We start from the raw sequence: 14,085 nt of genomic DNA on the forward strand, positions 1-14,085 counted from the left end.
TCAGGACTCCTTGATGAGCTGGTGCACCTGGGCGAGTTCGGCCTCCAGCAGCCGCTCGAGCTCCAGGTCGGAAGGCAGGGCCGCGTCAGCGGGCACGGGCACGGGCACGGGCGCTGGCGCGACTGCGCGCGCCGGGGCGGACCGGGCCGCTGGCGCGGACGAGGCCTGGCTCAGGACGAAGGCCGTCAGCGCCTCCACCGTGGGGTGGTTCCAGAGCGCGGTGGCGGAGAGCCGGATGCCGGTGCGCGCCTCGATGCGGTTGCGCAGCTCCAGCGACATGACGGAGTCCATGCCCAGCGTGCGCAGCGGCTGATCCACGGGGACCCGCGCCGGGGCCAGCTTGAGCACCGTGGCCACCACCTGCCGCAGCTCGTCCTCGGCGCGCGCCCGCCGCCGAGACGGCTCCAGCGCGCCCAGCTCGTCGAGCAGCGTCCGGGACGCGGCGGCGACCGGGCGGGACTCGTCACTCCGGGCGGCGGCGGGCCGCGCCACGTCGAGCGCGCGGACCTTCAGCCCGTCGACGTGGAACAGGGGCTCGCCCGCGTCGGTGAACGCCACCACGTCCACGAGGAACACCGGGCCCTCATCGCCCGAGCGGCGCCGCGCGTGGACGTGGAAGGGCCCCTCCGGGAGGCGGTGGAGCGAGAACCCGTCCACCCCGACGCTGATGAGCTGCCGGCCCCGGAACACGAGGCTGGGCGGCAGCGTGGCGATGGAGAGCTGGAGCGCGGAGTCGATGCAGGCCACCTGGGCCAGCTCCGGGTCCACGGAGGCCGGGGGCGGCAGGACGCGCCCCAGCGCCTGCGCCTCGCGGGACCAGACGCAGTCCACGCCACGGAAGGCGGCGCGGTACTCCAGCCCGCAGCCCGCCAGCAGCTCGTAGTACCGCACCGAGTCCAGCAGCATCGCCGCGGAGCCGCGCAGCGAGTCCCGGAGCGCCAGCGCCTCCTGCGCCCGCTCGCGTCCCACCGCCGGCGCCGGCCCCGTGTCCACCAGCGCCCGCGCGTGGGGCACCCACGTGCGGCCCTCGCCCTGGGAGAACACCTGGAGCTCGCGCTGCGAGTCGCGCACGGAGAGCACGGTCTGCACGCGCGGCGCGGACTCGGAGCCCTGGCCCAGGACCAGCGGCTGCGGGAAGGCGATGTCCCGCAGCGCCACGGGCGCGGTCCCCAGCGCCTCCTTCGCGGCACGCAGCGCCATGGACAGGAAGACGGCGCCGGGGACCACGGCGTCACCGGCGACGCGGTGGTCGGCGAGGAAGCCGGACACGTCCGCGCCCCACTCCGCCTGCCAGTGGTTCAGCCGAGGCTCCACGGCGGACGGGAAGTGGCTGCCCAAAAGTCCCTCGCCGCTCGGACGGCTGGCGGCGACGGGGGCGCGCACCGCGGGAGCGGGCTCCAGCCAGAAGCGCTCGCGCTGCCAGGGGTAGGAGGGCAGCGGCACACCGGGGCGCCCCGCGCGGGTGATGGCGCTCCAGGCAGGCTCCAGGCCTCGCGTGTAGAGCGCCGCCAGGGAGCGCAGCAGCGTCTCGCGCTCGGACTCGTTGCGCCGGAGCGACGGCAGCACCTCGCCCGGCTGGTCCACGTCGGCCAGCTCCTGCTCCACGGCGGGCAGCAGGATGGGATGCGGGCTCATCTCGATGAAGACGTCGTGCCCCGCCGCGCGCGCGCGCCGGACCGCCGAGGCGAAGAGGACGGGGTCGCGCAGGTTGCGCACCCAGTAGCCCGCGTCGAAGTCGCGGCCGTCCGTCACCGCGTCCAGGACCGTGGAGTGGATGGGCACCGCGGACGGCGAGGGCCGGACGTCCGCCAGCACCTCCAGCAGCTCGCCCTTCAGCGCGTCCATCTGCGGGCTGTGGGAGGCGACATCCACCTTGACCCAGCGCCAGAACACGCCGCGGGCCTGGAGCGCCTGGGAGATGACCTCCAGCGCCTGCGGCTGGCCCGACAGCACGGTGGAGCGGGAGCTGTTGCTCACGGCCACGGCGACCTGCGCCTCGTGGCCGCGCAGGACCTCCCGGGCCTCGTCCAGCGTGAGCTCCGCGGCGAGCATGGCGCCCTGCCCGCTCACCCGGCGCAGCAGTTGGCTGCGGCGGCAGATGATCCGCGCCGCGTCCGCCAGGTCCAGCGCGCCCGCGACATACGCCGCCGCGACCTCGCCCATGCTGTGGCCGATGACCGCCTTCGGCCGCACGCCCCAGGAGCGCCAGAGCGCGGCCAGCGCCGCCTCCACGGCGAAGAGCACCGGCTGCACCACGTCCACCCGGGCCATCCGGGACGCGGACTCGGACGCCTCCAGCTCCTCCAGCACGGACCAGCCGGTGAGCGCGTGGATGGCGGCGTCGCACCGCCCCAGCTCCGCGCGGAAGGCCGGCTCGTCGCGCAGGAGCTGCCGCGCCATCCCGTGCCACTGCGAGCCCTGCCCCGGGAAGACGAACACCACCGAGGGCGCCTTCGCGAGCGCCGGGGTCACCAGCCGCTCATGGGGTTCCCCCCGGGCGTACGCGTCCAGCGCCTGGGCCAGGTCCTCCCCGCCGCGCGCAACCACCGCCAGCCGCTCCGCGTGGTGCGTCCGGCGCAGCGCGGCCGTGGCGGCGACGGCCTCCGCCTGCGTCCAGGGCGCCTGGCGAAGCGCCCCGGCCACGCGCGCCGCCAGCTCCCGGAGCGCCTGCGGGGTGTGGGCGGACAGCGGCACCAGCGCGTCGCGGGCGGCGGAGGGGGCCGCCCCCGCGCATCCCAGCCGGAACAGCGTGGCGCGCGCTTCGTACAGGGCCAGCCGCTCGTCCTCGTCCCGCGTGGTGGACGGAAGGACGACAGGCGGTGGCTGCCGGGTCTCGGCGGCCTGCTGCAGGGCGCCCACCAGCACCGGGTGCGGGCTGAGCTCCACCAGCGCGTCCACGCCGTCGGCCACCAGCGACTCGAGCACCGGGGCCAGCCACACCGGCGTGCGCAGGTTCTGGCCGAAGTAGCGCCCGTCCACCTCCGGCCCCTCCATCCGCCGCCGCAGCGCGGTGGAGATCATCGGCAGGCGCGCGGGCTTCGGACGGAGCCCGGCGAGCACCGCCTCCAGCTCCGGGAGGATGTCGTCGATCTGCGGGCTGTGCGCGGCGACGTTCACGCGGATCCGCGCGCACAGCTCCTTGCGGCGCTTCAGCTCCGCGAGCAGCGCGTCGAGCGCGGCCGGGTCTCCCGACAGCACGGTGGACCGGGGGCCGTTGTGGCCGGCCAGCACCACCGCCCCGCCCGTGGCCTCCAGGAGCCCGCTCAGCGCGTCCGGCGGCAGGTTGACCACGGCCATGCCGCCCTTGTCCGCCAGCAGCTTCTGCAGGCGGCTGTAGTGGTGGATGACGAGCGCCGCCTCCTCCAGGTCCAGGATGCCCGCGATGTGCGCGGCGGCGATCTCCCCCAGGCTGTGCCCCACGACGACGTCCGGGGTGATGCCCCAGGCGCGCCACTGCTCCACCAGGGCCACCTGGAACGCGAAGAGCAGCGGCTGCACCACGTCCACGTCGTCGTAGCGGGCGACGCCCTCCGCCTTGAACAGCTCCTCCCGGAGCGACTGGCCGGAGTGGACCGCCAGGGCCGCGTCCACGCGCTCGAAGGCCGCGCGGAAGGCGCCCTCCGTGAGCAGCATGCGGCGGCCCATGCCCACCCACTGGCCGCCCTGCGGGGCGCAGACGAAGGCCACCTTCGGAGGCCGGCCGGACGCCGTCCCCAGCGTCACCGTCCCCGCCACGCCGTCCAGGAACGCGCGCAGGCGCGACTCCAGCTCGCCCGGGGTGCGCACGCACACGGTGAGCCGGTCCGGGCCGGAGGCCTCCGGCGCCAGCGTGGCCTGGAGCGCGTCGATCGGCCCCCCGGTCCCCAGTGCCTCCAGCGCGCGGCGGGCCTCGGCCTTCAGGCCCTCCGCTCCGGACGCCGCCAGCCCCACCCAGGCGAGCCGCGGCGGCGGGGCCTCTTGGATGACGACGTGGGCGTTGGTGCCGCCCCAGCCGAACGCGCTGACGCCCGCCACGGCCGGCCCGTCCTGCACGGGCCACGCGCGCGTCTCCCGCGAGACCTCCAGCCGGAGCGCCTCGAAGGGGATGAGCGGGTTGGGCCGCGTGAAGTGGAGGCTGGGCACCACCGTGCGCCGCTCGACGCACAGGCAGGCCTTGAGGAAGCCGGCGATGCCCGCGGCCCCCTCCAGGTGACCGATGTTGGTCTTCACCGAGCCGATGAGCAGCGGCGGACCCTCCCCGCGCGCCTTCGCGAACACGGCCCCGAGCGCGCCCGCCTCGATGGGGTCGCCCAGCGCCGTCCCCGTGCCGTGCGTCTCCACGTAGCCCACCGCGCCGGGCGCCACGCCCGAGCGCGCGTGGACCTGCCGCACGAGCTTCTCCTGGGCCTCCGGGTTGGGCGCCGTGAGGCCGTTGCTCGGCCCGTCGTTGTTGCTGCCCGTCGCACGGATGACACAGCGGACGGTGTCGCCCGCGGCGAGCGCGGCGGAGAGCGGCTTGAGGACCACCACGCCCCCGCCCTCCCCGCGTCCGAAGCCGTCCGCGCTCGCGTCGAACGCCTTGCACACGCCGTCCGGCGACAGGCCGCCGAAGCGCGACAGCGCCACCATGGTGTGCGGCGAGGCCATCACGCTGACGCCGCCGACGATGGCGGTGGTGCTCTCCCCGGCCCACAGGCTCTGGCAGGCCAGGTGCACCGCCACCAGCGACGACGAGCACGCCGTGTCGATGACGAGGCTGGGCCCCTGGAGGCCCAGCACGTACGACAGCCGGTTGGCGACCATGTTGAGCGCCTGCCCGGTGGCCGTGTGCGGCGTGATGCGCTCCGGCTGCGCGCCGCCCAGCTCCGCGTAGTCCCGCCAGATGGCGCCGACGAACACGCCCGTCGCCGTCGCGTGCAGCTCCCTCGGGACGATGCCCGCGTCCTCGAGCGCCTCCCACGCCAGCTCCAGGAACAGGCGCTGCTGCGGATCCATCTCCGCCGCCTCGCGAGGGGAGATGCCGAAGAACAGCGGATCGAACCCCGCGATGTCCGGCAGGAACCCGGCGCGGCGCGGCACCGGCGCGCTGCCTCCGCCGCGATCCGCCTGCTGCAGCCGTCCGTCCGTCCAGCGCCCGGCGGGGACCTCCGACACCGCGTCGCGGCCGGTGCGCAGCAGCTCCCAGAACGCCGTGAGGTCCGGCGCGCCCGGAAGGCGGCAGGCCATGCCCACCACCGCGATCGGCTCGTCGCGGGCCACGGAAGGCCCTGAGGCCTCCACCGGAGCCGCGGCGTCCGCGTCACCCGTGGCCAGGTGCCGCAGCAGCGCGTCCACGCTGGCGTGGCGCCAGAAGACCGTGGGGGAAACTTCGCGTCCCGCCAGCTCCGATAACGCCCGTCCGAGCGACACCGCGCCCAGCGAGTCCAGCCCGTAGTGGCTGAAGGGCCGTCGCGCATCCACCTGCTCGGGCGACAGGCCGTTGCGGCGCGCCAATGCCTCCAGCAGGTGGGACCTGATCGCGGACAGCACGGACGCTTCCGTCACAGGAGCAGAGATCGTCGGCGCACCCAAGGCAGTTCCCCCTGTCAGCCCTTCCCCAAGGGCCCGGTTTCCACGTCAGCGCAGGGCAGACCCCCGCCCGCGCCTGATGCAACTCAAGACACGACAAGACCGTCACCGCGAACGCGGACTCGCGCGCCAGCACGCAAGGGCCTGGGCGCGAAACATCGGATGTATGGGAGAAAGCCCTGAGACTTGAGGCCCCAGGGCCCCGGGCACTACGCCTGGCGCGCCGCTCCGGACGGGCGGGTCCACTCGAATTCCTTGAGCGCCGGCTCCAGCTCCACGCCGCCCAGGTGGTTCGCGTAGTTCACCAGCACCTGCTGGGAGAGGGCGAGGATGACGTCGAGCGCGTTGGCGCTCGTGAAGCCCTGGGCCGTGAACCGGCTCCAGAGGTCGTCTCCCACGTACCCCTTCTCACGGACCACCGTCCGGGTGAACTCCGCGAGCACCTCCAGCCGCGGATCCGGCAGCGTCGTCCCCGACCGGACCGCGGCCACGAGCGCATCCGGGACCTTGAGCTTGCGACACAAGAAGCTGTGGAAGGCCATGCAGTACGCACAGTCGTTCTCCCAGCCGATGGTCATGATGACCACCTCGCGCTCCACGGCGCCCAGGGAGGACTGGGCCAGCAGCGGCCCCATCTGCGCGAAGGCCTGCGTGACGCCCGGCGACTCAGCGATGAGCCCCAGCAGGTTCGAACGGAAACCGGCGGACTTCTCCACCGCGGCCAGCACCGGACGGGACTGCTCCGGAGCGCTCTCAATCGTATGAATCGTCAGTCGCCCCAAGACTCATTCTCCCCAAAACTTGGAATGCTGGATTCATTTGACAATGCCACCGCAAGACAGGCGTTTCAACAAATAATCACATGCATCCAAATTTTCTCTTGCGCATTTCGCGCCGGATTTATGGGGGATTTTTTGCATGATTATTGCCTTTGAAATCACCAACAATTTCAGCGGCTTATGAATATTTCGGAAGAATCGACAGGTTCGGCGTAACACCGGCCTGGGGTCGCGACCTTAATCACTGGCAAGCCGCAATCATGCGGCCTCAGGAGTTCTCAATGTCCCGTCTGAACCTTGTCGACCTTTCGCACGCCACGCTCAAACCCATCAAGGAGAAGCTGGGCGCCAACCTGCCTCCGCCGGTCCGGGTGCTGGCCAATTCGCCCGCGGCGATGAGCGCCTTCTTCGCGCTGCACGGAACGCTGGGCCAGGGGCAGTTGACGCCGCGCGTCCGTGAGCAGATCGCGCTCGCGGTGGGCAACGCGCAGGGCTGCCGCTACTGCGTCTCGCACCACACCCAGTTGGGCCGCAAGACGGGCCTCTCCGATCAGGAGCTGGATCTGGCGCGCTCCGGCAAGGCGCCGGACGCCAAGGTGGAGGCGGCGCTCCAGTTCTCCCGGCAGATCGCGGCGCGTCGCGGCGCGGTGACGGACGCGGAGCTGGCGGCGGTGCGTGCCGCGGGCTGGACCGACGGTGACGTGGTGGAGATCCTGGCGCAGGTCGTCGCCACCACCTTCGGCAACTACCTCAACCACCTGGCCCAGACGGAGATCGACATCCCGCCCGTGGACCTGGTCCCCGCGGCGGTCATCGACGGAATCCACGCGTGACAGCGACCTTCGAGCCCGGGGCCCACTTTCCCGACCTGGAGCTGCGGGACGGGACGGGCAAGCCCACGCGGCTGGGCGAGGCCATGGGCGGCGAGGCGGCGGTGGTGTTCTTCCTCCGCAACGCCGCCTGTCCGGTGTGCCGCAACCACTTGAAGACGCTGGCGAAGCGCCAGGGTGACATCGCGGCGAACCGGGCGAAGGTGATCTCGGTCATCCCGGATGGGCCCGAGGAGGCGCGAGAGCTGGCCACGTGGTTGGGGCTGCCGGTCCCGGTGCTGACCAGCGGGACGGGCACGCACGCGGAAGCGGGCCTGGAGCCGATCCTCTGGGGCAAGCTGCAGCCCAGCGGCACCGTGCTGCTGGCTCCCTCCCGGCAGGTCGTCTACGGGAGGCAGTCCGCCCTCCCGCCGCTGGGCTTCAACGAGAAGGAGCTGATGGCCGCGCTCGCGCGTGGAGCGCATCGCCCGGATTAGACGAGGGCGCACGTCTTCATGCGTCATCCGGGTCTTCCGGCCTTCCCCTTTCGGCGGCTTCCGCCGAAGGGGGTTAGGATGGCGGAGCCATGCCTGATGACAGTCCCCCGGATGCCGCCGCCGAGCGCGCCCAGTTCCTCTCCTGGATCACCCTGCTCGTCCATCAGCACCGAGCGCGCCTGGTGACGAGCGCGAGGCGCCGGGGTCTGCCTCCCGAGGACGCGCTCGACTGCGTCCAGGACGCGTTCGTCACCTTCCTGCGGATGCCGGAGGCCACGACCCTGCCGGCCCGCTCCAGCGAGGTCGGGCGCCTGCTGTCGACGCTGGTGGCCCACGCCGCGCTGAACCAGCGGCGCAAGCTGGCGCGCCGGGCGCTGCCGACCGAGTTCGAGCTGTCCGAGGTGGCCTCGGACCTGCCCTCGGCGGACACGCTGGTGGCGGAGGCGGAGGCGCGGGTGAGCCTGGTGCGCTGTGTCCAGCAGCTTTCGCAGATGCAGCAGGCGGTCATCCGGCTCCGGCTCCTGGACGAGCGTCCAGGCGAAGAGGTCTCCACGCTGCTGGAGATCTCTCCGGAGAATGCCCGCATCCTGTTGTTCCGCGCGCGCCAGCGCCTGCGGGAGTGCCTGGTGCTGGCGATGAAGGACCCGGGGCCGCCCGACATGGCCGCCGCGGAGACCGCGCCGCGCTCCCTGCAGGACACCGCCGGGGATCCGCGCCTCCGGCACTCCTGAGCGGGCGCTACAGCACCTCCGCGCGCAGGTCGGGGAACACCTTCCCCACCTTGCCGAGCAGGTAGTCCCCATACGTGCCCTGGAAGGTGTGCACGCTCTGGCGGTCCCACCGCTCCGCCTGGTCATCCGCGCCCGCGTCCCTGAGCGCGGGTGAGTCGATGGCGGAAATCTCCGCCGTCCAGTCGGGGTCGAAGAAGAACGGCAGCGACAGCCGGTCGCGGCCGGCGCGGTTGAGCACCCGGTGCGGCGTGGAGCGGTACACGCCGCGCGTCATCCGGTCGAGCATGTCGCCGATGTTGCACACGAACGCGTTCTCCACCGGAGGCGCGTCCACCCAGCGCGTGTGACCATCCTGGCGGGTCTTCACCTGAAGCCCGCCCGCGTCGTCCTGCTTGAGGATGGTGAGCACGCCGTAGTCGGTGTGCTCGCCCACGCCCCACACGGGCAGGCCCTGTGCGTCCACCTCCGGGCCCGGCGGGTAGTTGAAGATGCGGAACAGCACCGTGGGATCCGTCATGTACCGGGTGGCGAAGAAGTCCGCCTCCAGGTCCAGGCTGAGCGCGATGCCGGACATCAGCGAGTGTCCCAGCGACGTCAGCGCCGCCATGTACGCCAGCACCGCGCCACCCAGCCCCACCGGCTCGAGGGGGAACAGGTTCGGTCCGTGCAGCGGAGTGCCAGCGCGCACACGAGGATCATCCGGCGGCAGCTCCGTGCCGAAGTACAGCCCCTCCTTGCGGTCCGGCCGGCCCGAGGTGAGCTCCCCGCCCACGGGAAAGAAGCCCCGCCACGCCCTGCCCCCGAGCGCCATGCGCACGCGCTGCTTCTCCTCCTCCGGCCGCGCGAAGAAGTCCCGAGCCAGCGACTCCAACCGGGTCTGGAGTCCCAGGTCCACGCCGTGGCCCACGACGTAGAAGAAGCCGGTGTTCCTACAGGCCGAGCCCATGCGAGCGGCGACCTGCCTTCGGGCATGGGGGCTCGACGTGGGGTCGACGAGGGCCCGGACGTCGACGAGGGGCACGGTATCCATGGCGCGAACTCTAGCCAGAAGAGCGTTGCCCCATCCTGCGCGGAAGCATGGCCCCAGCGAATGCGTCCGAGCTCCATCGAAGCAGGAGCACCCACCACCGCCCCAGGCGGCCCAGGGTCCCGCGAAGCAGACCACCCGCCTCCCACTCCGCGCCGAGCGAGTGTCTGAATGAGCCGGAGGGCGGAACCGCGGGATGGATGCACTCCTCACCGGACGAAGCGCCCGCATCGGCGCAACCGTCAGACACGCTGACCGAAGCATCATCCCTCATGTCCCCGCCCACGCCATTGTGTCCACCGACCACATCCCGTGCGACGGAAGAAGTCAGCAGCGTCCCATTGCCGGAGCCCAGGTCGGCGGCCTCGTCACGGGGACAGGGCGCAACGCCGAGCACCACCGTTTCCGCGACGGCTGGCTCCATGGGGCCGAGGCTCCGCTCCTCCGCCCAAGCCCCTGCCTCCAGTGAATCGTCCAGGAGGGAGGCCGGCACGGTAGCGCTGAGAGGGCCTCCCTGTGCGGATGGAGTCTCGGAGGAGTCCTGCTCCTGGGGCTCGGGGACGGTGGGGGCGAAGGCATTCAGCACCAGCTCATCGCAAGCCTTCATCAGCGCCGGAAGCTCGTGCTGAAGCGCCCGTACGTCGCGCTCGTGCAGGATTGCCATCGCGCGGGAGGCCCACGCGCGCAGCGCGGCTCCGCCCAGGAGCGGCAGCAGTGGGGCGGCGCCTCCCATGAAGGCCCGTTGCAGGGACTGGACGAGGAGCACATGCCCGGGCCGCTCCGCCACGCGTGCCGCCTCCCGAAGCAACTCGAACTCCGCCTGGGCGCACGTTGCCCCCGACTCCCAGCGCGCCGCGTCCTGGAGCCGGAAGCACGCGCTCCCCAGCCTGTTCAGGTCACGGTCCGAAGCCCTCGCGCAGCAGTCGACCAGCAGCTCCACCAGCACCTGCCGCTTGAGGCTGAAGTAGCCCTCCAGAAGCCATCGGGCCTGAGGGGAGCGCGCGTCATGCAGTGCCAGCCCCAGGTTCTCCAGCGTCAGCGACTCATCCAGGGCCACCGCGCGAGTCTTTCGCCCGGGGCGCTGCACCACCAGCCCCCGCGCCGCCAGCCGACGCAGCGCCTCGCGGATGGTGCCCCGGCACACCTCATAGCGACGCGCCAGCTTCGCTTCGGAGCCAAACTGCCCGCTCGGGTGCAGCCGTCCCAGCGCGATATCGCGCTCGATTTGCGCTTCCACGTACGCCACGAGTCCTCGCCGCTCCATCCCCATCCCCCTCCTCGTTTCAGCATCGCCATCCCACCACAGGGCTCTGACATGGACGTGCGGGGCCCACCCTCCACGTCGCTTGCCGGGTGAGCGCGCCCCGGGCGGCGGGCGGCAAAAACCTGTCCGACTGTCGGACAGGTTTTGAGGCAACCGGCCCCGGGCGGGCGCCTCTGTCCGTGCCCCACCTTGGCGGTCGCGCACGCACGACGCCGCGCATCTGCCCGACCAGCGCGGCCTCGGGCCCTATAAAGCGGAAGCCGGTCCGACTGTCGGGTAGGTTTTGCGGCAACCGGTTCCAGGCGGGCGCCTCGGTCCATGGCCTCACCTTGGTATGCGCGCACGTACGACGTCACGCACCTGCCCGACCGGTGCGGCCTCGGGCCCTATGAAGCGGAAGCCGGTCCGACTGTCGGACGAGTTTTGATGCAACGATGCCCGGACGCGCGCGTCTGTTCGCCCCAACCTTGGCGTTCGTGCACGCACGACGTCGCGCCCCTAGCGGTTCAGCGCGGCCGCGGGTCCATGCGGCGGATACCGGTCCGACTGTCGGACAGGTCTTGAGGCAACGGGTCCCGGGCGGGCGCCTCTGTATGCCCCCACCTTGGTATCCGCGCAGACACGACGTCGTGCCTTCGCCGGTCCAGCGCGGCCTCGGGTCCATGGGGCGGATACCTGTCACGGGTTTTGAGGCAACCGGTTCCGGGCGGGCGCCTCGTGTGCCCCACCTTGGCATCCGCGCACGCACGACGTCGCGCCTTCGTAGGTCCAGTGCACCCTCGGGCCCAGGCTGCGAGAACTTGTCCGATAGTTGGACCGGTTCTGCGGCAACTGGCCCGAAACGGGCGCCTCTGACCGCGCCCCACCTTGGCGTTCGCGCATGCGCGACGTCTCGCCCCTGCCACTCAAGCCCGGTCTCGGGCGAAAGGTCGCGAGAACTGGTCCGACTGTCGGACAGGTTCTGCGGCAACCAGTCCCGCTCGGGTGCCTCGATCCGTGGCCCACCTTGGCGTTCGCGCATGCACGATGTCGCGTCCCTGTCGGACCCGTGCGGACTTGGGCATGCCTTGCGGAAATCGGTCCGACTGTGTTGGACAGGTTTCGAGGCGACCGGGCTTGGACGGCGGGCTCATCTGTCCGTGCCCGGCCTGGGTGTTCGTGCGTTCACGATGTCTCGCACCTGCCGGTCGAGTTCGACGTCGGGCCCGGGTGGTGAAAATCGGTCCAACTGTCGGACAGGTTTTGCGGCAACCGGGTTCGGTCGGGCGCCCCCTGCTCTCATATTGGAATCCGAACAGGCGCGATGTCTTGGCCCGCTGCTGAGAGCGGCGAGGCACTCGTCTTCAACTTCATGCGGAACGAACCCGCCCTTCTGTTGGACCGGTTTGGGGATGCGCGCTCGACCTCTGGCCGTGACCCCGGCTTGGGTGTTTGCTCGTGCAGTCCGTGGCCTGCCGCTTTGCTCCAAAACGTCGCTTGCTGTGGCGGACCCCTTCGGGCCGCTGCCTGGGCGACGCTCTGCTGGCGTCGCCATCAATGCTCCGGTGTCGGGAAGGCGGCGGGGACTGGCATTCGTGGCTGTCCGCATCGGGGGCACTTCCCGCTAGCCTCTCGGTCCATGACCTCCGCTCGCGTCCCTGGCTCCCCGTTGCGGGTGGGCCTCCTTGGCTATGGCTTGTCCGGCTCGCGCTTCCATGGGCCGCTCATCGCCGCGGAACCTGCCTTCACGCTGGCCGCCGTGGCTTCGAGCCGCACGGATGCCGTGGCCCGCGACTGGCCCGGTGTCCGCACCGGGACCGTGGAGTCACTGCTGGCGGATCCGGACCTGGACGTGCTCGTCGTGTGCACACCCAATGAGTCGCATGCGTCGCTCGCGAGACAGGCGCTTCGCTCCGGCAAGCATGTGGTGGTGGAGAAGCCCTTCGCCCTGGACGCGGACGAGGCGCTGCGGCTGGACGCGCTCGCGAAGGAGCGCAGGCTCTGCCTCACCGTGTTCCACAACCGCCGCTGGGACGGTGACTTCCTCACCGTGCGTCAGTTGCTGGAGCAGGGACGGCTGGGGACGCTCTACAGCCTGGAGAGCCACTTCGATCGCTTCCGCCCCCAGGTGAAGGATCGCTGGAAGGAGCAGGACGTGCCCGGCGGCGGGACCCTTTGGGACCTGGGCTCTCACCTCGTGGATCAGGCCGTGCAACTCTTCGGCCTCCCTGAGTCGGTGGCCGCGGACCTAGGCCGGCAACGGCCGGGCGCGCAGGGCACGGACTGGTTCCACCTGGTGCTGCGCTACGGCGCGCTGCGCGTGGTCCTGCACTCCGGATCCGTGGTGCATGCGCCGTGGCCCCGCTTCGTGTTGCAGGGCGACCGGGATGCGTACGTGAAGCATGCGCTGGATCCACAGGAGGGACAGCTCGAAGCGGGCCTGCGTCCCGGCCATCCGGACTTCGGCCGCGAACCCGTGGAGCGCCATGGCCGGTTGCTCGCCTCGGGGGAAACCGTCGCCACCGTCCCCGGAGCGTATGGCCAGTTCTACCGGCAGCTCGGCGCCGCCATCCTCCACGGCGCTCCCGTGCCCGTGACGGCGCTGAGCGCGAGCGAGACGGTGCGCGTCATCCAGGCCGCGCTCCAGAGCGACCTGGAAGGCCGCCGCATTCCGCTGCCTCCTCGCGGCTGAAGCGTCAGAGCGTCTTCTCCAACACCAGGAACGTGGGCGACGCGTAGCCCGCGTGCGTTCCATGAGCATGGAAGACGTAGCCCTGACGCGCGTACCACGCATGGTGCGACGTGAGCGCGAGCCGTACCGACAGCCGCACTCGCGTCTGGCCCAGCTCGCGCGCTCGGGACTCCACCGCCGCCATGAGGCGCAGCGACACGCCCTGCCCCCGGTGCGCGGGCAGCACCGCGAGCCGGTCCAGGTACAGGTGGTTTGCCTTCGGGTGGAAGAACACGCAACCGATGAGGATGCCGTCCGCCTCCGCGACGAAGGCGCCGCCGTCCGACAGCTCGCGCCGCACCACGGCCTCCGTCTTGTCGTGCGCGCTGGACGGCGGCTCCAGGCGCCCCCGGTATTCCTCGAAGGCGTCGCCCAGCACCTGGGCGATCCGCTCGGCGTCGGTGGGCTCGGCGTCGCGGATCCGGAAGGACTCGGGCATTCCCGAAGTCTAGTGGAAACGTCAGGCGCGGGCGTTTCACCACCACGGTGAAACACCGCTGAAACATGTCACCAGAGACCGGGCGTGGAGCGGAATTCCCCCAGTGTCGCCACTTCCGCACGGCCGCGCTCCCGAGCGGGCTGACAGCCAGGCCCCCTGGTCCAAATCGCTGCGGACGTGTCGGACGGCCTGTCTACTATCCCGCGCGCTCGCGAGTCCGGGAACCCGCCACATCTCCTTCCCGAGCGTCCGCGAGGCCCCCTCCCAAGGAGTCCCTTGCCC

General features: G+C 71.7%; 9 protein-coding genes. 4 read left to right on the plus strand and 5 right to left on the minus strand.

Annotated features, from left to right (window positions below; genetic code table 11):
- Both K8612_RS08675 and K8612_RS08680 read right to left on the minus strand, forming a co-directional pair.
- Nucleotides 1-5,508 carry a type I polyketide synthase gene (locus tag K8612_RS08675; RefSeq protein ID WP_223761940.1) on the minus strand — a complete coding sequence of 1,836 codons (5,508 nt, stop codon included), beginning with the start codon at nt 5,506-5,508 and terminating at the stop codon, nt 1-3.
- Nucleotides 5,509-5,756: 248 nt separating this feature from the next.
- Nucleotides 5,757-6,329: a carboxymuconolactone decarboxylase family protein gene (locus tag K8612_RS08680; protein ID WP_223761941.1), complete on the minus strand. Its 573-nt coding sequence runs from the start codon at nt 6,327-6,329 to the stop codon at nt 5,757-5,759.
- 278 nt (nt 6,330-6,607) lie between these two features.
- On the opposite strand from K8612_RS08680, the gene K8612_RS08685 reads away from it, so the two are divergent.
- From K8612_RS08685 to K8612_RS08695, 3 genes are all read left to right on the plus strand, one after another.
- Nucleotides 6,608-7,159, plus strand: coding sequence for a carboxymuconolactone decarboxylase family protein (locus tag K8612_RS08685; protein ID WP_206795307.1), 552 nt, complete (start codon nt 6,608-6,610; stop codon nt 7,157-7,159).
- Complete coding sequence (locus K8612_RS08690) at nt 7,156-7,632, plus strand: redoxin domain-containing protein (RefSeq protein WP_223740505.1); 477 nt, start codon at nt 7,156-7,158, stop codon at nt 7,630-7,632. Before K8612_RS08685 ends, K8612_RS08690 begins: the two co-directional genes overlap by 4 nt.
- A gap of 89 nt (nt 7,633-7,721) precedes the next feature.
- Nucleotides 7,722-8,363, plus strand: a complete 642-nt coding sequence (locus tag K8612_RS08695) for an RNA polymerase sigma factor (RefSeq protein WP_223761942.1) — start codon at nt 7,722-7,724, stop codon at nt 8,361-8,363.
- Nucleotides 8,364-8,370: 7 nt separating this feature from the next.
- Here the strand turns inward: K8612_RS08695 and K8612_RS08700 are convergent, their stop codons facing one another.
- On the minus strand, nt 8,371-9,393 hold the full coding sequence (locus K8612_RS08700; protein ID WP_223761943.1) for an isopenicillin N synthase family oxygenase: 1,023 nt from the start codon (nt 9,391-9,393) through the stop codon (nt 8,371-8,373).
- Nucleotides 9,394-9,403: 10 nt separating this feature from the next.
- Nucleotides 9,404-10,660, minus strand: coding sequence for a FadR/GntR family transcriptional regulator (locus K8612_RS08705; RefSeq protein ID WP_223761944.1), 1,257 nt, complete (start codon nt 10,658-10,660; stop codon nt 9,404-9,406).
- A 1,612-nt stretch (nt 10,661-12,272) separates the two neighbouring features.
- Here K8612_RS08705 and K8612_RS08710 point away from each other — a divergent pair.
- On the plus strand, nt 12,273-13,325 hold the full coding sequence (locus K8612_RS08710) for an oxidoreductase (protein WP_223761945.1): 1,053 nt from the start codon (nt 12,273-12,275) through the stop codon (nt 13,323-13,325).
- Between the two features lie 4 nt (nt 13,326-13,329).
- On the opposite strand, the gene K8612_RS08715 is transcribed toward K8612_RS08710, so the two are convergent.
- Nucleotides 13,330-13,803 (minus strand): GNAT family N-acetyltransferase, encoded by a 474-nt coding sequence (locus tag K8612_RS08715; RefSeq protein ID WP_223761946.1) that lies wholly within the window; start codon nt 13,801-13,803, stop codon nt 13,330-13,332.
- Nucleotides 13,804-14,085: the final 282 nt, after the last annotated feature.

The sequence above is a fragment of the Corallococcus sp. AS-1-6 genome (assembly GCF_020037015.1).
Classification (GTDB): Bacteria; Myxococcota; Myxococcia; order Myxococcales; family Myxococcaceae; genus Corallococcus.